This is a genomic window from Pseudoalteromonas sp. G4 (assembly GCF_028875915.1).
In the GTDB taxonomy this organism is placed as follows: domain Bacteria; phylum Pseudomonadota; class Gammaproteobacteria; order Enterobacterales; family Alteromonadaceae; genus Pseudoalteromonas.
In genome coordinates, this window is the sequence record NZ_JAPEHW010000040.1 from 14984 (window position 1) to 35027 (window position 20044).

Here is a 20044-nt window from a genome sequence, read left to right on the forward strand (position 1 = left end):
GCATACCATTTACTGCCATAATTCGCTAAACTGTTTTTTTTAAAATCACCTTTAATTTTCATGAATTACCTTATCTCGGTCACTTTATTGTGGGCATTTTCGTTTAGCCTAATTGGTGTGTATTTAGCAGGCCAAGTAGATGCTTGGTTTAGTGTGCTAATGCGCGTAGCCCTTGCAACCTGTGTGTTTTTACCCTTTTTAAAACTACTTAGTACGCCAAAAGACATCGCTTTAAAGCTGATGGGCATTGGTGCCATTCAATTAGGGGTAATGTACAGTTTTTACTATCACAGCTTTTTGTATTTAAGCGTGCCAGAGGTATTGCTGTTTACGGTAATGACCCCGCTTTACATTACCTTATTGAATGACTTACTGGAAAAACGCTTTAATGCACAGTTTTTGCTGGTGGCGGTAATTGCGATTTTTGGCGCCATTGCTATTCGCTACGAAGGTATTGATGGCGACTTTTTACTGGGATTATTGTTGGTGCAAGGGGCAAACCTGTGTTTTGCCAGCGGCCAAGTGTTTTATAAACGCTTAATGAGCGAGCAAACACTTGAACATAAAACCGTGTTTGGTTGGTTTTTTATTGGCGCGTTAGTAGTCGCTGTAAGTTGCTATGTGTTATTTGGCAACCCCGACAAATTACCTACAACTGCTACGCAATGGGGCGTGCTTACTTATTTAGGCTTAATTGCATCTGGCCTTGGTTACTTTGCGTGGAATAAAGGCGCGGTAGAGGTGAATGTTGGCGCACTTGCAGTAATGAACAACCTGCTAATTCCTGCTGGCATTATTGTTAATGTGGTGATTTGGAACCGCGATGCTGATTTAGTTCGCTTAGGCCTTGGCGGTGCGATTATTGTATTTGCCCTTTGGCTAAACCAGTTTTTAGCGAAAAGAAAAAAGGTGCTGTAACAGCACCTTTTTACATTTTAAAATAAGTAGTTAATACCTAGGTTTACAGTTGCGCCTTTGCCTTTCACGTTGTAACCCTTGCCTGTATATGTTTGTGAACGAGCAGGGTAATAGTCTTGGTTTAGCAGGTTTTCAATACCGCCATACACCTTTAACGCTTGGTTGATTTGATATGACGAGCTTAAGTTAACCACCTGATAGCTGCTGACCGGGCCATTTGTACCGGTGTAAACATCGTTTACTTTTTCAAAGCGGTCACGGCTGCCTACGTGCATAAAGGTAACAGACATATGCCAATCATCACTTAAGGTAATATCAGCATAACCTGCAAGCTTTGGTGGGTTAATGGTGCTGCCGTTTAGGTATTCGTGGGAGTCGGTGTTTTTACCTTCTAGCCAGCTGTAATTTACACCCAGTTTAATATTGTCTGTTGCTTGCGCTTCCAGTGCGGCTTCAAAACCGTAAATTTCTTGAGGCGAGCGCACGCTTTCGTATTTACCAGTTGCAGGGTCTTCAACTAGGCTTGTACCAATATCTGATTGGCTAATAAAGGTTGCAAATTGGTAATTGAAAATACCGTAATAGCCGTCAAAACCAACTTCGTAGTTTTTAATAATTGATGCATCGGTATCAATTTTTTTAACACTTGGCGCATCAGCGGTGCGCAGTGTGCGGCCTAAGTCGGTTACATCAAAGCCTTCTGAGTAACTAACAAATGGCATAAATGCGTCAATGGCGTTGTAGCGCAGGCCAACATTGTAGGTTGTGGCGCTATATTCAATATTGCCACCTTCCACATCAATTACATCGCTACAAGTTTTACGACATACCATTAGGGTTTTAAAATCTTCAACGGCAACATCAATCTCTTCATGGCGCAGGCCTGCTTTAACAACCCAATCGTCATTAATTACAAACTTAGACTGTAGGTAGAGCGCGGCGTTGTCCATATCCATTTTGGGCGTCCAAGCGCGGCCATCCACCAATGATTGTGCGGTTGTGTCATTGAGTAAATCAACGCCATAAGTGAAACTTGCTGCGGTGCTGTCAAAATCGAAAGTGGTATTAAAGTTAGCGCGAACACCGGTTTTTTCTGACTCGATCATCGATTGACCGCCGGCAAGGTCAAGGGCAGGGTCGCGGAATTTAGTGCTGTAGAAAAATACGTTTTCAAGTTTTTGCCAATACACGTCACCCGTGAATAGAGTATCGGTAAAGATATCGGCATGCTCGTATTGCAGTTTTAGGTTGTGGTTACCGCGTGGGCCTTGCGGATCGCCCGGTGCTTTTTCGCCAGTTGTGTTTTTAATGGCATAACTCTTTTCACCCAGATTAACGTTGTTATCAATACTGATGTAATCGGTTTCTTGTTGGCCTTCAAAGTAGTTATAAGTCAGTGACAGGGCACTTTGATCAGTTAAATCGTAGGCTAATTTGGTGAAGGCGTTTTTAGATTCAAAGCCAGACATACCATACAGCAAACCAAGGGCATCGCCATCGGCGTCTTTAATAATGCCGTTATCTTCATAGGCTACATTGGCAACAAAGCTAAATTTGTCGCTGCGACCATCAAGCGTAACATCTGCCCGTTTGCCAAGGCTGTCGTCAAAATCAGTGGCTGAAAAATTAGTTGCAAGGTTTAGTTTACCGTTAAAGCCGTTTTTGCTGTCAGCATTTTTGGTAATGTAGTTAATAATACCGCCTGCGGCGCCGTTACCATAAATAGAAGTTGCACCTTTAATGACCTCTACGCGCTCAATCACACTTGGATCTAACGAGCGAATAGCTAAACGACCATTACGCAGTGGCGTTGATTGTGGCAAGCCATCAATCAGCACTAAGGCACTACGACCACGTAAGTTTTGGCCTGAACTACTGTTTGTGCCTGTGTTTGGCCCCATACCCGGCACTTGAATGGCTAAAATGCTTTGCAACTCGTTGGTGACTTCCATATTTCGAAGTAGTGCTTGTTGGTCAACAATTACAACCGATGCGGTAACTTCATCAATGCGTTCTTCTACGCGGCTACCAGTAACTATGATGCGTTCCATGTCTTTTAATTGTTGCTCTTGGGCTGGGCTATCGGCAAAAACTGCGGTTGAAACAAAAAGGGCGGTTAAGCTAAGGGACGTTTTAATCATTATCTTTCCATGTTTAAATAATTTGATGCGGATCGTAATGATATTGATTGTTAATTGCAATAGTGTTTTTTGCTGTTTATGAATGATTTATTTCAATTTATTAGATTAAGATTTTAGTAGCAGGCATTCTATGTAGTGTTTGCTTTTTAAGCAGTAGATGGCATCTTATTAATTAGAGATCAAAACACGTGTGTATTTTTGAATTCATTTCCAATAAAATAGCGAAAAAGTATAGGTTTTACTTTTTTATTAGTACTTAGGTATTGTTTTAGTGTGAGATCAGGATTGAAGTTTAGAAGATTAAAATCGCTTTCACCCATTTTAGCTGTGGTGTTTTTTACGCTGTGGTTTATCACAAATTATGTGTTAATGGGGTTTGAACAGCCCATGCTGGCCAAGGTTGGCTATGGCTTTTTTGCGCTTTTTTCTGCTGCTTCTTACCTTGTAAAAAATCAACTCTTCAAAAAATCCTCTGCGGTATTCTCATTATTTTGTGTCTTGTTTGTAGGCTGTAACTTTCCCCTTGATATTGAGGTGATAGAAGAGATTTACCTATTTATCCCTTTACTTTATATCTTGGCATTTCCGGGCTCGCTCTACCCAATTTTAGCGTCTGTGTTGCTATTAAGTGCTTACATTCCTTCACTCGATGAAGCACTTTTAGCAGATATTATCGAAGACGGTGCAGAGCTTGTGATTATTACAAGCTTTGCCAGCATAATGACGTATTTCCAGCAAAAATCACGCAAGCAAATGGAAACGTTTCGCAAAGAAAGTTATACCGATTATTTAACTGGTCTTGCTAATCGTAAGTGCTTTTTAGAAACATTAGAGCGTTGTGTTGCGACGTGTAAGCGCGATGAAAAAAAGCAATTTGCACTGCTTATTGTTGATTTAGACGGTTTTAAACAAGTGAATGACCGCTATGGTCATGTAGTGGGTGACTCGGCGTTAAGACGCTACGCTTGAAAGTGATGATTTTGGTGTATTTAGAACGGGCGGTGACGAGTTTGCCTTTATTTGTTTTCCTAAAGAAGATGTAAAGCCCTATGCAACGTCACTGGCAAAACAAATTATTGCGCAAAGTAAATCGCGTTACGTATTTAAAGAGAAAAAATATTCGCTCACCGCCAGCATTGGTATTGCCATTTTACCATTAGATGCCAATGACTCAGAAACCTTATGCTCGTTTACGGATTTGGCGATGTATAAGTCAAAATCGCTTGGTAAAAATACGTTTTATTTCTACGAACATACTTTAAGCAGTAATGCCTTTAGACGCTTTACGCTTGAATCTGACCTTAAAAATGCCATTCAAAATCAACAATTAAGTTTGCATTATCAGCCGAAAGTGTGTTCAAAAGATGGCGTGATTATGTCAGCAGAGGCACTTATTCGCTGGCAGCATCCTGTGCTTGGTTTTATTAGCCCCGCCGAGTTTATTCCGATTGCAGAACAAACTGGTCAAATTATTAGCATTGGTAATTGGGTTATCCGCGAGGCCAGTAAAATGGCGGTAAAATGGTGTGAGTATGCAAGCTTTAACAATGTCGCGGTTAATGTATCGGCAATTCAACTTGCACAAGATGACTTTATCGAGCAAACAATTATTACACTGAAAAAGGCAGGATGTAACCCAAGTTATATTGAAATTGAACAAACTGAAAGCGCTTTAATGGATAATATGCAAGACAATATAGAGGTACTGAAGCGCCTTAAACAAGCAGGCTTTACGTTATCGCTGGATGATTTTGGTACTGCTTATTCATCGCTAAGCCAATTAAGCCAGTTACCCATCGATATACTTAAAATTGATAAGAGTTTTGTTGATAACTGCGCCACCTGTGAAAAAGCTCATATGGTGGTAAAAACCATTATTCAACTTGCCGCAAATTTAAATATGAAAACCATTGCCGAAGGCGTTGAGGATAAAGAGCAGCTGGCGATATTGAATAGCGAAGGTTGTTTTATGTATCAAGGCTATTTTTACTCTAAACCTTTGCCAGTAGAGGAATTTGAAAAACTATTAGCGCAACAAATAAGGCATGTTAGCTAGTATTCTAACTTAACTGATATGGACTCGGGCTATTACTGGCTTCAACTAAATAATCAAACGCTTTCACCGAACCCATCAACTCTTTTTTCACGTCTCGCCACTCATGACGATGTTGACCAAATTGGTCTTGCCATAGTGCAAGTGTTGTTTGGTCTGGTGTAAATAAAGTGCACCCCGCATTTTTAAATGCCGTGTTACAGTTATCTTCAATGCTTGCTAATTGACTTATTTGGTTTAGAAAGGTTTGATGGCTGGCTTCTCTTACTATTAAGCGAAGTGCTAAGGGTAATTGCGATAGCCATTTTTGGTTTACGACATTCACCCACGCATCGGGCACAGTGTTAAAATGGCTAATAGTTGATATGGTATCGCGTAGGTTATCAGGCCCAGCATAAAGCCCTATCACCCCAGGATCTATTACATCAATATGCCCAGAACGCGCCATACTGGCGACTTTAGCCCAATTAATTTCAATCACATGGGCGTCGGTCATACTGTAAAATTGTTTAAGTACCTTGCTTGCAGGTACACGCAGCACTAAGCCCCTTAAATCATTGGGTGTTTTAATCACTTTATTGGTGTGTTTGGTGGTGCTTAGTGTGCGCCCACCCGTAATATAGTGAAATAAAACCTCAACAACCCCTTGTACTTTAATTTTGTTAACAACTTGCTGCTGCCAATAGGTGGAACTTATTAAATTTAAAAAAGCTTGATTGCTGTTTGCCCAAAACGGTATGTTTAGCACATCTAACACCGGCAAGGCTCGAGATAAGTTAGATACTGAAATAAGAGCGGCATCAACGCGCCCTCTAGTGACAGCGGCCATTAAATCTGTGCCGCTGCCAATTTGCCCGCCATCTTTGATATCAACATAAATTTTGCCCTCAGACATAGTTTCGATGTTGTGTTTAAACACCTGATGCATGTGGGGAATATACTCGGATTCTTCGGTTTTATAGGGGGATGCAAAGGTTAGGATATGATCAGCATTTTGCTTTGCAGTTATATCCTGCGCTTTTAGTTTCTCAGCACTTAGGGCATAAGATAAAAACGATGAAGGAACTAACGTACTTGCTAAAAGTGCGGTGGTAGAGTGGATGAAATTACGACGAGATAGCGGCATACTCTAAGTTTAGCCAACATCATTGTGCTTTCAATAAGTCGTGCTGAAAAGCTAGGTAGGTGTGGATTCTTCGGTGATGGTAAAAGATGAAATACAATCTTCATCTTGCTCAAGCTTTTTTGCCCATTTGGTGACGCTTTCCAGCGACAAGTTATCACCGGCCACATAGCGCGAAACGATGTCGCCTTCTTGTACAGCAAACTCAATTAAATATCGTTTATTCTCAATCATAAATTAACTCACATAGTCATTTCTAATGTCAGGTTTACTGCTTTTCCATGACAAATTAATGACACAAATTGCAGAAATAATAAACAACTAAATTTACCTCTTGTTTACATTTGTTATCGAAACTACAAAACCCTTATAAACCAAGTTCTACAGCGCCTTGATACAGTATTTTTATAGAGTAAAAATTCTAAATGTAAGGAAAATGTAAAGAAATTACTTTAGAGTAGCGCGGCAATAATTTCAAATATTGCACAGGAAGCAGTTTACAAAGGATGGTATTGATTTGAATTTTCTATAAAAAACAAATGGATAACCATGAATCTCTCACGCTTAAAATTAGTAGCATCAATCTTTATTGCATGTTACGCAACACAAACACTGGCTGCAGCGCCAGAAAATTATTATTCAACTGCAGATAGCTCTACAGCAGATAATCTAAAACAAAGCTTACATCACATCATCAAAGGGCATACAAAAATTCCTTATACTTCCAGCAGTACTGATACGTGGGATGTATTGGAAGTTGCCGATCAAGACCCAGATAACACGGGCAATGTGATTGATGTTTACAAAAATGCCAGTTACACAAAAGCGGGCGGCGGTAATAACTTTTATAACCGCGAGCACAGTTGGCCAAAGTCATACGGTTTTCCAACCGATGGTAGTAACAACTATCCGTACACAGATTTACACCACTTATTTATTGCCGACGGCAGCTATAACTCAAGCCGCAGTAACAAACCTTATGCAGCGTGTAGCGATGCCGCGTGTATTGTAAAAGCGACCGAATTAAACAATAACCGTGGCGGTGGTTCAGACGATATTAATTTAACACTGGGTTCGGGTGCTACTGGTAGCTGGCAAACATGGCCTGCACGTCGTGGTGACGTTGCCCGTGCGCTAATGTATTTAGCCGTTCGCTACGAAGGTGGCAGTCACTCTGTCACCGGTGTACTTGAACCTGACCTTATTTTGACTGATGACCGTAACTTAATTGAAGGGGCAAAAACCGGTGGTAATGAAGCAATCGCCTATATGGGTCTAAAATCAACGTTACTTGCATGGCATAAAGACGATCCGGTCGATAGCTTTGAAATGCGCCGTAATGATGCGATCTTCCAATACCAAGGTAACCGTAACCCATTTATTGATCACCCTGAGTTTGTTGCATGTGTATTTGAAAGCGATTGTACAGGTGGTGGCACCGATGGCGGCACACCAACAACGCCAAGTAAGAGTTCGCCTTGGATCAATGAACTTCATTATGACAATGACGGCACTGACGTAAACGAAGGTGTTGAAATTGCAGGCACAGAAGGCATTGATCTTAGCGGCTACTTACTTGTTGCATATAATGGCAATGGTGGTACAGCATACAAAACCTTTAACCTTTCTGGCGTGCTTGCTAACCAACAAGCAGGGTTTGGCACTAAGTTCTTTGCCTTTGCAGGATTACAAAATGGTGCAGCAGATGGCATTGCGCTGGTTAATGCTAAAAGTGAAGTGGTGCAATTTTTAAGTTATGAAGGCAAGCTAACTGCAACTGATGGCCCTGCAAAAGGGTTAACATCAACCGACATTGGCATTGCACAAAGCACAAATACTGCTGTTGGAACATCATTACAACTTAAAGGCACAGGTAAAGCTTATAGCGACTTTAGCTGGGCTATGGCTCAAGCAACATCAAACCAAGTAAACGCAGGCCAAACATTCGAAGGTGGTAGTACAACACCAACCGAACCAGAGCAATCTGTATTTACCAATACAACATCAACGGCAATTCCTGATAAGGCATCGGTAAAGTCATTAATTGATGTAAACCGCTCAGGTACTGCCAATTCCATTACAATTGAAGTTGATATTACACATACCTATCGCGGTGATATTAGCTTAGTGTTAGTTGCACCTGATGGCAGCCAACATACGCTTAAGAGTAAAAATGGTTCTGACTCAGCGAATGATGTGAAAGCACAATATAATGTGAATGTATCATCGCTTGCCAAAGGACAGTGGCAATTGCGCGTAGCGGATAACTACCGAAAAGACACTGGCACATTGAATAAATGGTCAATTACCTTTAATTAATTTTAAAAAGCGCCAACCTAGTTTGGCGCTTTTGTTATCTCAACTTTAAACTTACTTCAAACCAGTGTTATTTAAGCGTCACGTTTTATAGTTCATTTAAGTTCCCATATTAAAAGCACAGTTAGTGCTGAATCGAATACGTAATCAAATTAAACGACAACATAGTTGAGATTTTAATTTACCGTCACTTATGGAAAACAACATGGAACATAAAAAAATAAAAATGAGCGCGCTTGCGCTATCAGTTTTAATTGCACTGACTGCCTGTTCAGATGGCGATGATGGTGCACAAGGCCCAACGGGTGCAACAGGTCAAAATGGCGTAGATGGTACAAATGGTGTTGATGGTTCAGCGGGTAAGCTTACGCGCCTTGCAACCGTTCCAACGGGCGCAGAAGTGACGGGTATATTTTTATCAGAAGAAGGTGATTTATTCTTTAATGCACAGCACCCAGCAGACAGTAACACAGTAGCAAATTCAGCAGGTAAAACTTTCCACACAGGTACGGTTGGTGTACTTGCCGGGGTTAACTTTAATAATTTACCTGAAACATTAGTTGATTCACCAGTACCAGTGAGCGATGCAGAGCGTCAAACTGTAATGAGTGCTTACGGCCAGTACCAAGTGCTAGGTCAAACTGGTGATACTTATGAAGGTAAATTACCAAAAGGGCTTGGCCATATTTATTCAATGGTAGGTGATGAGCTTATTCTTGAAAACGATATGCCTGACTTTAACGGCTTTATTCAAACGGGTGCAGGTAAAGGTTACCTATTCACTAACTGGGAAATGTACCCAGGTGGTATGAGCCGTATGGCTATCGAAAAAGATACTTATGGCAGTTGGAAAGTAACTGATGCCATGATGCTTGATTTTGATGGTGTGCACGGCACAGCAGCAAACTGTTTTGGCTCTGTAACGCCTTGGAATACGCCACTGACATCGGAAGAGTGGATTGTAAATTCGAAAGTCGATACGACAACGCACCCTGATTGGAATAACCCAGCAGTAATGAACACCGATATCATTGGTTACATGTGGCAGCTGACTGCGCCAGATGCACCAAACCCATACCGCTATGGTTATATTGCTGAAGTGCAAAACCCAACATCTAAAGAGCCAACAGTGGTTAAGCATTATGCGCTTGGCCGTTATGAGCATGAAAATGCGACGGTAATGCCAGATGGTAAAACAGTTTACCTATCACAAGATGATACAGGTGGTGTGTTATTTAAATTTGTTGCCGATACTCCTGAAGATTTAAGTTCAGGTACGCTTTATGGCGCAAAACTTACTCAAGACGTAGGTCAAAACGACCCAGCAACAACGGGCTTTGATGTGTCGTGGGTAGAATTAGGTCATGGCGATAATGCTATGATTGAAGCTTGGATTGCAGACTTTGACGGTATTGGTACAGACCAATTTGTTGAAGGTGAAACAAGCTATATGACAATGGCAGACGTTGAAGCATGGGCAAATGGCGATGCAACTTACCCAACGGTAGCTAATGGCGGCGGTAAGGTAACAGCAGGTGAGCCAATGGATGACCGTGTTGTATTCCTTGAGTCTCGTCAGGCTGCACGTTTAAAAGGGGCTACTGCTGAATGGCGCAAACTTGAAGGTATTTCGATTAATACTAAACGCGCGCAAGAAGCTGTTGAAGGTGTGAATACCATTGACGGCGAAGACATCACTGAAGCGTATGTTTACCTTGCGATTGCAGATTTAGACAACACGCTAATTGATAACGAAGGTGATATTCAGCTTTCGAGCCGTGTTAAAGATTGTGGTGGTGTTTACCGCGCAAAACTTGAAGCGGGTTATAACATTAGCCGTATCGAACCACTTGTTATGGGCTCAACTTATCGCAGTAGCTTATCAGGTGCCGCGCGTTGTGATGTTGACCAACTTTCACAGCCAGATAACGTAATCGTTATGGACGACGGCCGTATCATCATTGGTGAAGACGGTTTCCAAGAAAACAATACGCTTTGGCTGTATGAGCCAGTGAAAAAATAAGCAATTGTTTTACGAGAAGTGTGAAATACCAATTCACTTAAGTAGCTGATCATCCTAGCGGACTAAATATCATGCTAACGGCGTTAGAATTTATCGATGTAGAACAACTGCATAAGAAAAATTCTGACTTGTTAGCATTTCATTTATTAAGCGCTATCCCTGATAACTTACTAAACAGAATTGGTATAAGCACTTCTCATTTAGTTGGAAGAATGAGTATGAAATACCTAAGCCTTGTACTTGCTGCGTTTATAACGTTTGCGAGTTTTTGTGTTTTTGCAAAGCAGCCAAGCGCGCTTGATTACATTAAACATAATGAAGTGTATAACCCTGAAGCGGTGATCCCACCACAGTGCTACACCAAAACCGAAGGCAAAAATAACCCATGTTATGCCTGTCATCAAACTTATAAGCACAGCGAAAAACGTCCTAACATTATGAATGATGGTGACCTACAGGGCGATTATCAGTTTTCAGATGAAGGCATGAATAACAGTTGGAAAAACTTATTTCTTGACCGCTCAGCGCTGATTAAAGGCATAAGTGATGAAGCGATTATGGCCTATGTGAATCAAGATAATTACACTGAGTTTGCTAAAGCACATCAAACTGCACGGCAAGCAAGCGCCATGGTGATTGAAAATTTAGCCACACCAGCAAACGCATTTAACGAATTAGGTGTGGCAAAAGATAACAGCCACTGGGTTGCATTTAACTACAAGCCATTTCCAAGTACCTTTTGGCCAACCAATGGCTCTACAGGTGATGCGATGATCCGCTTACCTAAGGCTTTTCGAGAATTAAACGGCGAGTTTAATTTAGACGTGTATTTTGCCAACTTAAGTTTGGTTGAAATGACCATCAAAGATTTAACCATGATTTCAACACCAGAAATCAATGAGCGCATTATTAAGCACGATCTTAATAATGACGGCACCTTGTCAACGGTGACTGAAATCACAAAACAAGCCTTTTATGTTGGGGATGCAAATAAAACGCCTCTGCATGCCATGCTGTACCCAAAAGGTACTGAATTTTTACACACGGTGCGTTATTTAGGGGTTGATGAAAAAGGTGAGATTTATAATGCTCCGCGCATGAAAGAAGTGCGTTATATGAAAAAGCATGGCTTTAAATCAGCTAATAAACTGCGCGGTGCGTATACGCTTGAGGCAAAAGAAAAAGAGTTTGAACAATTACCTAAGACCATTTCAGTCGGTGAGCGCGGTATTGATAACGGCTTTAGTTGGACTATTAATGGTTACATTGAAGACCAGCAAGGCAAACTTCGTCCGCAGCACTATCAAGAGCTGATGTTTTGCAATGGCTGTCACAAAACCGTTGGCACGACTATTGACCAAACCTTTTCGTTTCCACGTAAAGTGGAAGGCAAACTCGGTTGGCGTTATATCGACTTAAAAGCGCAAAAAGATGTTCCTACGCTAGGCGAATCGCAAGGGGAGTTTTTAACGTACCTACAACGCGTTGGCGGCGGTGATGAGTTTAGGCAAAATCAAGAAATGTTACTGCGTTGGTTCGACAGTGATGGCGCAGTAAAACGCGATAAAGTTACTAACCTTAGCAGCATTTATGAACTGATTATGCCGTCAAAAGAACGCGCGCTTAAACTCAACAAAGCCTATAAAACCATAGTGCAAGAGCAAAGCTTCTTATTTGGTCGCGATGCCAATATCAGCAAAGCCAAAAATGTACTCGAACAGGTTGATGACAAGCAAGCGCCACTTGCGCCTGAGCATCACCATAAATGGGATATTAGACTTGCATGGTTAATGGGTGAAGACAATGCAGTTCGCCGCTGAATACCTTATTGCCTGTTTACTGATGGGCGCAGCAATTGGCATGGATGTAGCCCTAGTAACAGCGCTTTATAGTACCAAGCTTACGTGCCGTAAAACACGCACGAAATGGATCACCGGCGTGGTTGGCTCACACACACTTTTACCTATGTGTGGCTATTTACTGAGTTTTTACGGCATCAAATGGCTGCCTTGGCTAACGCCGTTGTTGGGTGTTGTCGCAATTGGCTTTATTGCAGTGTATTTATATCACGAGATATTTGCCGATGATGAAACCGATCCGCTAGTCGCGACCATTTCGTGGTCGTTGATTGTTGCGGTAAGTTGGGATGCGCTTTGGTCGGGGCCTGCAAAGTCGGCGCAAGTGGTTGAGTGGCAAACCGTGTTTGTCTGGACATCATTTCTTGTGGTGGGCGCTGTGGTGTATCTATTTACCCTTGCTGGGCTTAAAGTTGGCAAGCGCTTAGCGTGCAGGCAAAACAATACGCCATTTGTTTGGCTGTGGCTGCAATACGCGGCAATTGGTTATTTTGGTTTGCTGGCATTGATGCGCTATACCTTTGCGTTGGATGTACCCGACTGGCAAATCTTTGCGTTAAGCGCGATTATTATTCGCATTGTATTGGTAAAACAACGGCCGTTATTTTCAACTGTCTTATCGTAATTGCTTTTTGATTTATTAGCAACACCCGCAGCAACAATCGTGCTTGTTAACTTGCGTTAACTAACGCCTCACTCACATGCATTTGACGAAATTGGTTGGGAGTAATACCTGTTTCGCTTTTAAACGCGCGGCTAAATGGCCCTACAGAAGCAAACCCGCTTTCAAGGCTAACCACTAATACCGACCAATCTTGTTTAGTCGTATCGGCCAATAACTCTTTGGCGTGCGCAATACGCAGCCCATTTATGTACTGATTGAAATTTTTATCGCTAATGTGCGTTTTTAACGCACGGCTAACACGGTATTCAGGCACATCTAAGTGACGAGCTACATCTGCGACCTTGAGATTAGTGTGTAAATAAGGATTCGTTTTCAATTAATTGACTAATTTTCGCTGCAAGTAACAGGTCACTGTCGAAAATAGGTAGAGATACTTTTGTCGCACCTCAAAAAAGTGGCAACAGTCAGCTGAAAAAAAACGTATTCCCGACGGAATTTTTAGTGGAACAGACAGCCCGATAGCGAAAATGTTGTCTTACACCATTAACTTTGGAGCTGACTTTATAAATACGAGTAAGGGTTTAGGATTTAGTATTTCGTAAAATGCTTTATAAGTTTTGCATCTGTATTGGAGTTTATAAAATCAAAGCGGTTATTTATATTTTTAAATGCTCACGGTGACATTAGTGAAAAGTATGAAGGCAACGAATGTCTGTGTGTCATTGCACTTATACATACTAAGTCAATTATGTGAGCATTTGATTTATCAGTTGTTTTTTAATCTGTTAAGGTTTCAAAAATTGCATTATCCCATACAACTTTATCTTTTAAGCTTTCAGACATAGGGTCGGGGAATACGACTTCTGAATTACTTTCAATGCCTTGAATCACTGAATTGGCGATTGACTCTGGTGTGACTTTTTCGACATCTAAGTTTTGTGTCATCGCAGTGTCCACATAACCAGGGTAAACACCCATAACAGTCACATTTGAATCTTTACAGTCTAATCGTAGACCTTTTGTTAAAAAATGAGCTGCAGCTTTTGATGCGCAATAAGTACCTAATTTATTAACTAAAACGAAACCACCTATTGATAACACATTGATTAGTAATGCCTCTGACTTTTCCTTAAGATGAGGTAGGAAATAATGTGATACATAATGAGTACCGTGATAATTTACTCGCATCTCAAACTCTGCTGCTTTAAGTGTATCTGCATCTGAAAATGACTTTGCAAATTCTACACCTGCATTATTAACTACTATATCCGCATCTGAACACCGTAAAATTGCCTCTTCCACATATTCTGGTTGAGTGACATCTAATTTTATAGGTTCAATCAAAGTGGGAGAAGTTAATGGTTCAAAATCTAAATCTCTATCGTTTAAATAGGTGACATAAACTTTTTTTGCGCCTTTGTTACTTAATGCTTTGGTCAAGGCCCAACCTATGCCGCCTGTACCACCTGTAATAAATATTACTTTACCTGAAATATCCATTTCTATACTCCAATTAGCTCAGTTAGTGACTTTAACTAAGTGATTATTTTTTGATTTAATATCTGTTGTAAAATTGCACTAGGTGGTTCGCTACTTGCCAAAACATAAAGCTACGCGTTTCTTGTGTTGCAGAACCAAAAAGTCCACGTTTTTGGCCATAACAGACAAGCATTGATGATAAGTATAAGATTCAATATTTTGATCAGTACGACTCCAATAATGAATTTGCAAATTTTAAACATAAAGGGCTAAGCTCACTGATAATTCAATGAGTTTTTGTCTCTTTATGAAATAACTAAATCTACGAGGGTTTGTTGAGAAATTTTTGACTTGGATTACTCAAGCTGTTTAGCAACATACCTGAATAATTTTGTTTCAATAATTGCAGAGCTGTATGTGATCCTATATACCCTGCAGTGCCTTTTACTAATATAGTCATTAACTTTCCTTATTAATATGAACTATTAGATTCCCGCAATTGTACCTTTATTATAGCTTTAGGCAATTTTTAATTTAATTTAATGTTTATTAATTTGTTATATCGACGGCAAACTTACAGATAAATACGCCTTGTGTTTAATTTTAAACCTAAATCAAATTAATATAGATACTAAAAAATTGGAATTATTAAGAAAAGTTAAAGTAAGTATATATCGAGTACAAACAGCCGTGACAAAAGCAAGAAGCACACAGAAGGCAAAACTGTTCTGAAGATGACTTCAGTTTTCGTTACCTTACTCTTGGCTTAGCTATGACAGTTCGTGATTAATTCATGGTGGGGATGCCATCAACTTCCGAATGCTACAAGTATTACGTTAAAGCCTTGTTTGCGTAATTTATTTCTGATCACATGATAACCAGCGTTGCAACAGACTTCCGTTTAAACTCTACTGTGTAATGACTATTCTTTCGGTTTGTCGTATGACACTTTAACAATTGGAATTTATTTTTAAAGTGTTTTGTTTAATCGGTTTAATAGTCAAATTTCAGACACAAAAAAGCGCAACCAAGGGGCGATTCATTAGTTGCGCTTGCTCACATTGAGCAGTGCGAGGGCACGTTAAACGGTTTTAAGCTACTTTGCTTTGTGCAATATTAATCGTGTTGCACTGCAAGCGAATTTCGCCGCGGCGTCTAGCAATAATATCAACGTCTAAATTTAGTTTTTTCGCCGCAGTATGCAGCTGCTTTCTAAAACGATAAAACTGCGTGTTGATATGGGTTTCTTCCATACGTGTTTGGCGCATTAACAGGCTTTTATCAAGCCAACCCGCTTCGCTGTCGGGTACGTTGTTTTGTTTGTCTTCCACGTATTTACGCGCCAGTAATAACACCAAGTAGTGGTGCGTTCTGTCTTCTAAATCAATTGATTGACCGTCAATATTTAAAAGCACACCAACGTGCTCTTCGTTTTGGCTTACTGTAAAGTTCACATCTACGGTGTGTTCGGCGGTCTGTTCGCACTCTTGTGTCGCGTCAATGTCGCTTGGCGCAATTAAAATATATTGATTGCCTTGGTAACGCACTAAATCGCCGTTATGAATGGCTTTAACATTACCTTCTTGCTCAAGTAACCATTGGCCAGAGAGCGTTTGGCTGATCATTTGTTCTTGGTCATCGCAATTAAGCATGTTTACGTGGTGGTTGAGGGCAAAGTCACTCACACTTTCATTGGTGCTTTTTAAAAATGGACATGGCTGCTCTAAACTCGAAACTTGCCATTTTACGCTTTCGCTATCGCCAAACTGCACAACATCATTTATTTTTAAGTCGTGTTTGATGTTTTTAGCAACGCGTTTGCCATTAATGTAAGTACCGTTGGCACTGATGTCTTGTAAAAACCAATTACCTTGTTGCCATTCAATTAAACAGTGGCTACGTGAAACCGCAGTTTCTCTAATTAAGGTGTGTGCTGTTTCTGGGTGACGGCCCACAATATGATGGTCGCGTAGCTGAATTGTTTGCTCTGTAACCGAATTTATAAATGTACCCATTTCACCCTCATATCAACGCTTGTATTGAAATCTTTTGCCGTTATTATGTGATGTAATTCTGCTTAATTACAATGACCAATAACAAAAGCTTCGTATTATGAGTAAATTGTGCCATCACTGTGGCAATGCCTTAGATGCAGAAAGTGCAATATGCACCCACTGTAACGACTCTAGCATTGACGCCGATTTAGAAATAACACAAGTTATTACACCAGGCTGTGATGAAGTAAAAGAAGCAGCTATTGTTACTCAGCGTAACCTCAGTGACTTTGAGGTTTTAAGCACGGTTTCAGGTGGCTTTGCCACCATTTTAAAAGCTAAAGATCCCCTGTTAGATCGCATTGTTGCGCTTAAACTTGTACCGAACACGGATAACCAAAGTGATTTAGTGCAAGAAGCCAAACTTGCCAGTAAATTAAGCCACCCCAATATTGTTACCATTCATGAAATTATTCAAAATGATGAACAGCTTGCCATCGTGATGGAGTGGGTTGACGGCGATAGCCTAAAAGCAAAAATCGCCACAGAGATACCATTAAAAGAAAAAGCCTATATTGCGCTGCAGCTGTGCAATGCCATTGAATACGCCCATAAAAACGACATTCTGCACTGTGATATCAAGCCAGATAACATTATGTTTGATATACATAACCAGCTTAAAGTACTCGACTTTGGTTTATCCCATGTACTCGGTGGTGAGTCACAGGCAGCAATAATCGGTTCGCCAACTTACTTAGCGCCTGAACTGTATTTAGGGCAAAACGCCAGCAAACAAAGTGATTTGTTTGCCCTTGGCGCCGTGTTATTTGAGTTATTCTCAGGTGAAAAAGCCTTTGATGGAAAATCACTTGAAGTGATAAAAGCACAAATCACAACAGGCGAAGCTAAAAATCTAGCTGATAAACACACACAATTACCCGAAGCGATAATCACCCTTATTCAAAACTTGCTGGTGGTTGAGCCTTCAAAAAGACCGCCACTTTCAGATTTAATCGATGCATTTACCGATTTAAACGACGCCTTAGTGCAAAAGCCCAACTGGTGGCAGCGACGCGCACCATGGCAAAAAGTAAGTCTTTCAGCGATGTTGTTAGGTGTGATGGCAGTACTTTTACAGCCTATTTTATTCCCGCCTAGCAATCAGCAGATACTCGAAAAGCGTATTAGCGAGAATAAACGTATCGCGGTATTGCCATTACAAAACATCAATGACGACCCGCAAGTACAGCTGTTTAGCCAAGGCTTGGCGGTAACGTTAAGCACCGAGCTTGGAAGAGTCGGTCGAGAAAAAACCAATAGCTGGGTTATTCCAAGCGCCGAAGTAGCCAAACTGAAAAATTTAACCGTTAACGATGTACATACTCGTTATGGTGCCGATTTAGTATTAACCGGCAGTATTCAACACTTAGGCTCTCAGCGCTTAATCAATTTAGAGCTGATAGACGGTGCATCAGGTGTTGCACTAAAGCAGAAGCAATTTAAGGTAAATGTAAAAGACTTATTTGCCTCAAACCAAGCGGTGTTTGAAAAAGCCATTAGCATGCTGAATTGGTCAAAAAGTGAGATGGCAAGTAAGGGTACCGAGTTTGATGGTGCCTACAAACATTACATAGCCGCGATTGGATATTCGTTTCGCTCTGATCAGAAAAATTATATTGATACTGCGATTGACCACTTTAAACAAGCCATTGAATTAGATGCTTTATTCATAAAGCCGTATGAGGGGCTAGCGTTTGCCTACAGGAATAAATTTCACGAGACTAAAAGTGAGCAGTGGTTATTGTTGTATGAACAAACCATCAAGCAGCTTGCTGAACTTGCGCCAAATCACGCACAAGTTCGCTATTTGGCACATTCGCTTGCGCTTAGGCGTGGTAATGCAGAAAAAGCAAGTAATTTACTAAAAGCTCTAGTAATAGAAAACCCAAATGATGAGTACCTTCATTTTGAATTGGCTAGAGCGTATCAACAACTAAAAGAAAATGCATTAGCAGAGCAAAGCTATTTAGCAGCGCTAAAAATTACACCAAACCACTGGAAAGGACTTAATCAGTTAGGGCGCTTGTACTACCGAACTGCGCAATACGATAAGGCGATTGCAACCTATCAGCGATTAGTTTCCTTAACGCCAAAAAATAGCAGCGCCTATATTGGTCTTTCGGCAAGTTTCTATGGTGAAGGCGATTTGCAATCGGCATTAAGTTATGCAAAAGAGGGCAATAATTTAAACCCAACCGCAAAAGGTTATTCTAATATTGGCGGATTTCACTTTATGTTAGGCCGCTATCAAGACTCCATTGCGGCTTATAAAGAAGCGATTAAGCTTGATAATACAGCTTATGTAAGTTGGGGGAATTTAGCTGATACCTATTGGGTAATTAAGCATGGTGAAACTAAAAATGCTTATAAAAAAGCTGCTGATTTAGCGGAAAAAGTATTTTCAATTAATAAACAAAACAGCCGTGCTAAACTTGCTTGGGCTTATTATAAAGCGAGGAACGGTGAAAATGCAGCCGCGTTACAAATACTAGATTCATTATCGCATCGGGAAAATGCAACCGAGTTTTATCTTGCCGCGCAAGCCTATGATGCACTAGATGATAAAGAGCGCGCACTTATTAAACTAAAGTTAGCAATTGCAAAAGGCTACCCAAAAGAGGAGGCGATAACATCTCCTCTTTGGAAAAACTGGAATGAGCGTGAGCTCAGGTCAATTATTGAGGATCAACATCGTCCACTTCAATAATTGGATCCCACCCAATCGTATATTCTTGCTGATTTACGGGGTTTTTTGCTACAAGTGTCATAGTAATATCAAGGCTTTTGCTTGCTAATGATTGATAGCTGATAACATAACTTTCAATATTTAACTTTAGTGGCTGTAGTGCAGAATCATGAAACCAATCTAAAAACACATCGGTAGCAGGCTGTTTAGTGCTCTTTTTATATACTTCAAAATCAAACTCTTGGCTTTCACCAATTAGTTTGATTGTCGGTGGAGTTGTTGTGTTGTCTAAAGTTATCTTAGCTACTGAAGGGGTATCACCTTCTATTACGTCATAACTAATAAATTTGTCACCAACTAATGCATAATTGTTCTTGCAATAAACCGTATTATCATTGATTTTTTCGAAAATACCATCTAGGTCAACGATGATTTTAACCGTAGGATTATTATCCATTTTGTGAATTCCTATTTTTATTTTTGGGAGAGTATTAGTTACGTTTATAAAACGTTTTTTATTATCGGCAACTATCTGACTTTATTTACTTTATTTGTATTTAAAAATCAGATCAGAAGGCACCACAACCTTATGTCGTTTAAACATCTCTGCGAGTGTTTCATCTTGTTTTGGCATGTCTTGATACTGCGTTTGCTTTTTTGCAAACGTCACATGAATAACATTGTTACAAGCAGTATATTGAGTGTTCATAATCTTCCCTAAAGTACGTGATAACTTAAACGTACGGCAATATCGTCAATGTTGTCAGCGC

16 protein-coding genes and 1 pseudogene are annotated in these 20044 nt (G+C 40.4%); 9 read left to right on the plus strand and 8 right to left on the minus strand.

What is annotated here, in order from left to right; all coding sequences use genetic code 11:
* The first annotated feature begins 60 nt into the window (after positions 1-60).
* Entirely contained in the window at positions 61-918 is an 858-nt protein-coding gene (locus ON073_RS12515; RefSeq protein WP_274762211.1) for a carboxylate/amino acid/amine transporter, read from the plus strand.
* Positions 919-935: 17 nt separating this feature from the next.
* Here the strand turns inward: ON073_RS12515 and ON073_RS12520 are convergent, their stop codons facing one another.
* Positions 936-3059 carry a TonB-dependent receptor gene (locus ON073_RS12520; RefSeq protein WP_274762212.1) on the minus strand — a complete coding sequence of 708 codons (2124 nt, stop codon included), beginning with the start codon at positions 3057-3059 and terminating at the stop codon, positions 936-938.
* A 285-nt stretch (positions 3060-3344) separates the two neighbouring features.
* Here ON073_RS12520 and ON073_RS12525 point away from each other — a divergent pair, with 285 nt between their 5' ends.
* From ON073_RS12525 to ON073_RS12535, 3 genes and pseudogenes are all read left to right on the plus strand, one after another.
* A complete protein-coding gene (locus ON073_RS12525) occupies positions 3345-4028 on the plus strand; it encodes a GGDEF domain-containing protein (RefSeq protein ID WP_274762213.1) in 684 nt (227 codons plus the stop codon).
* A gap of 28 nt (positions 4029-4056) precedes the next feature.
* A pseudogene (locus tag ON073_RS12530) lies at positions 4057-4290 on the plus strand (diguanylate cyclase domain-containing protein); the annotation flags it as partial.
* Entirely contained in the window at positions 4264-5115 is an 852-nt protein-coding gene (locus tag ON073_RS12535) for a putative bifunctional diguanylate cyclase/phosphodiesterase (RefSeq protein ID WP_274762225.1), read from the plus strand. The pseudogene ON073_RS12530 and the gene ON073_RS12535, both read left to right, overlap by 27 nt.
* A gap of 4 nt (positions 5116-5119) precedes the next feature.
* On the opposite strand, the gene ON073_RS12540 is transcribed toward ON073_RS12535, so the two are convergent.
* Positions 5120-6238, minus strand: coding sequence for a TRAP transporter substrate-binding protein (locus ON073_RS12540; RefSeq protein WP_274762214.1), 1119 nt, complete (start codon positions 6236-6238; stop codon positions 5120-5122).
* A 51-nt stretch (positions 6239-6289) separates the two neighbouring features.
* On the minus strand, positions 6290-6469 hold the full coding sequence (locus tag ON073_RS12545; RefSeq protein WP_274762215.1) for a hypothetical protein: 180 nt from the start codon (positions 6467-6469) through the stop codon (positions 6290-6292).
* A 315-nt stretch (positions 6470-6784) separates the two neighbouring features.
* Between ON073_RS12545 and ON073_RS12550 the strand changes: the two genes are divergently transcribed.
* From ON073_RS12550 to ON073_RS12565, 4 genes are all read left to right on the plus strand, one after another.
* Positions 6785-8554, plus strand: a complete 1770-nt coding sequence (locus ON073_RS12550) for an endonuclease (RefSeq protein ID WP_274762216.1) — start codon at positions 6785-6787, stop codon at positions 8552-8554.
* Positions 8555-8756: 202 nt separating this feature from the next.
* The gene (locus ON073_RS12555; RefSeq protein WP_274762217.1) at positions 8757-10574 is read left to right on the plus strand and encodes an alkaline phosphatase PhoX; all 1818 of its coding nucleotides are present in this window, start codon (positions 8757-8759) and stop codon (positions 10572-10574) included.
* A 218-nt stretch (positions 10575-10792) separates the two neighbouring features.
* On the plus strand, positions 10793-12394 hold the full coding sequence (locus ON073_RS12560; protein WP_274762226.1) for a hypothetical protein: 1602 nt from the start codon (positions 10793-10795) through the stop codon (positions 12392-12394).
* Positions 12378-13055 carry a manganese efflux pump gene (locus ON073_RS12565; protein WP_274762218.1) on the plus strand — a complete coding sequence of 226 codons (678 nt, stop codon included), beginning with the start codon at positions 12378-12380 and terminating at the stop codon, positions 13053-13055. Before ON073_RS12560 ends, ON073_RS12565 begins: the two co-directional genes overlap by 17 nt.
* Before the next feature lie 46 nt (positions 13056-13101).
* Here ON073_RS12565 and ON073_RS12570 read toward each other — a convergent pair whose 3' ends face one another.
* From ON073_RS12570 to ON073_RS12580, 3 genes are all read right to left on the minus strand, one after another.
* The gene (locus ON073_RS12570; RefSeq protein ID WP_274762219.1) at positions 13102-13431 is read right to left on the minus strand and encodes a helix-turn-helix domain-containing protein; all 330 of its coding nucleotides are present in this window, start codon (positions 13429-13431) and stop codon (positions 13102-13104) included.
* Between the two features lie 401 nt (positions 13432-13832).
* Complete coding sequence (locus ON073_RS12575; protein ID WP_105171982.1) at positions 13833-14555, minus strand: SDR family NAD(P)-dependent oxidoreductase; 723 nt, start codon at positions 14553-14555, stop codon at positions 13833-13835.
* Between the two features lie 1070 nt (positions 14556-15625).
* Entirely contained in the window at positions 15626-16549 is a 924-nt protein-coding gene (locus ON073_RS12580; RefSeq protein WP_274762221.1) for an FHA domain-containing protein, read from the minus strand.
* 97 nt (positions 16550-16646) lie between these two features.
* Here ON073_RS12580 and ON073_RS12585 point away from each other — a divergent pair, with 97 nt between their 5' ends.
* A complete protein-coding gene (locus ON073_RS12585) occupies positions 16647-19295 on the plus strand; it encodes a serine/threonine-protein kinase (protein ID WP_274762222.1) in 2649 nt (882 codons plus the stop codon).
* Here the strand turns inward: ON073_RS12585 and ON073_RS12590 are convergent.
* Both ON073_RS12590 and ON073_RS12595 read right to left on the minus strand, forming a co-directional pair.
* A complete protein-coding gene (locus ON073_RS12590) occupies positions 19264-19731 on the minus strand; it encodes a hypothetical protein (protein ID WP_274762223.1) in 468 nt (155 codons plus the stop codon). The two genes, ON073_RS12585 and ON073_RS12590, sit on opposite strands and share 32 nt — an antisense overlap.
* Before the next feature lie 90 nt (positions 19732-19821).
* Entirely contained in the window at positions 19822-19983 is a 162-nt protein-coding gene (locus ON073_RS12595) for a hypothetical protein (protein WP_274762224.1), read from the minus strand.
* Positions 19984-20044 lie beyond the last annotated feature (61 nt).

Bases quoted from the DNA above. Each gene is read 5' to 3' on its own strand.
- ON073_RS12585 (WP_274762222.1), top strand. From the start codon at position 16,647: ATGAGTAAATTGTGCCATCACTGTGGCAATGCCTTAGATGCAGAAAGT.
- ON073_RS12535 (WP_274762225.1), top strand. From the start codon at position 4,264: ATGTATAAGTCAAAATCGCTTGGTAAAAATACGTTTTATTTCTACGAA.
- ON073_RS12545 (WP_274762215.1), bottom strand. From the start codon at position 6,469: ATGATTGAGAATAAACGATATTTAATTGAGTTTGCTGTACAAGAAGGC.
- ON073_RS12520 (WP_274762212.1), bottom strand. From the start codon at position 3,059: ATGATTAAAACGTCCCTTAGCTTAACCGCCCTTTTTGTTTCAACCGCA.
- ON073_RS12540 (WP_274762214.1), bottom strand. From the start codon at position 6,238: ATGCCGCTATCTCGTCGTAATTTCATCCACTCTACCACCGCACTTTTA.
- ON073_RS12515 (WP_274762211.1), top strand. From the start codon at position 61: ATGAATTACCTTATCTCGGTCACTTTATTGTGGGCATTTTCGTTTAGC.
- ON073_RS12590 (WP_274762223.1), bottom strand. From the start codon at position 19,731: ATGGATAATAATCCTACGGTTAAAATCATCGTTGACCTAGATGGTATT.
- ON073_RS12595 (WP_274762224.1), bottom strand. From the start codon at position 19,983: ATGAACACTCAATATACTGCTTGTAACAATGTTATTCATGTGACGTTT.
- ON073_RS12560 (WP_274762226.1), top strand. From the start codon at position 10,793: ATGAAATACCTAAGCCTTGTACTTGCTGCGTTTATAACGTTTGCGAGT.
- ON073_RS12575 (WP_105171982.1), bottom strand. From the start codon at position 14,555: ATGGATATTTCAGGTAAAGTAATATTTATTACAGGTGGTACAGGCGGC.
- ON073_RS12555 (WP_274762217.1), top strand. From the start codon at position 8,757: ATGGAACATAAAAAAATAAAAATGAGCGCGCTTGCGCTATCAGTTTTA.
- ON073_RS12550 (WP_274762216.1), top strand. From the start codon at position 6,785: ATGAATCTCTCACGCTTAAAATTAGTAGCATCAATCTTTATTGCATGT.
- ON073_RS12565 (WP_274762218.1), top strand. From the start codon at position 12,378: ATGCAGTTCGCCGCTGAATACCTTATTGCCTGTTTACTGATGGGCGCA.
- ON073_RS12580 (WP_274762221.1), bottom strand. From the start codon at position 16,549: ATGGGTACATTTATAAATTCGGTTACAGAGCAAACAATTCAGCTACGC.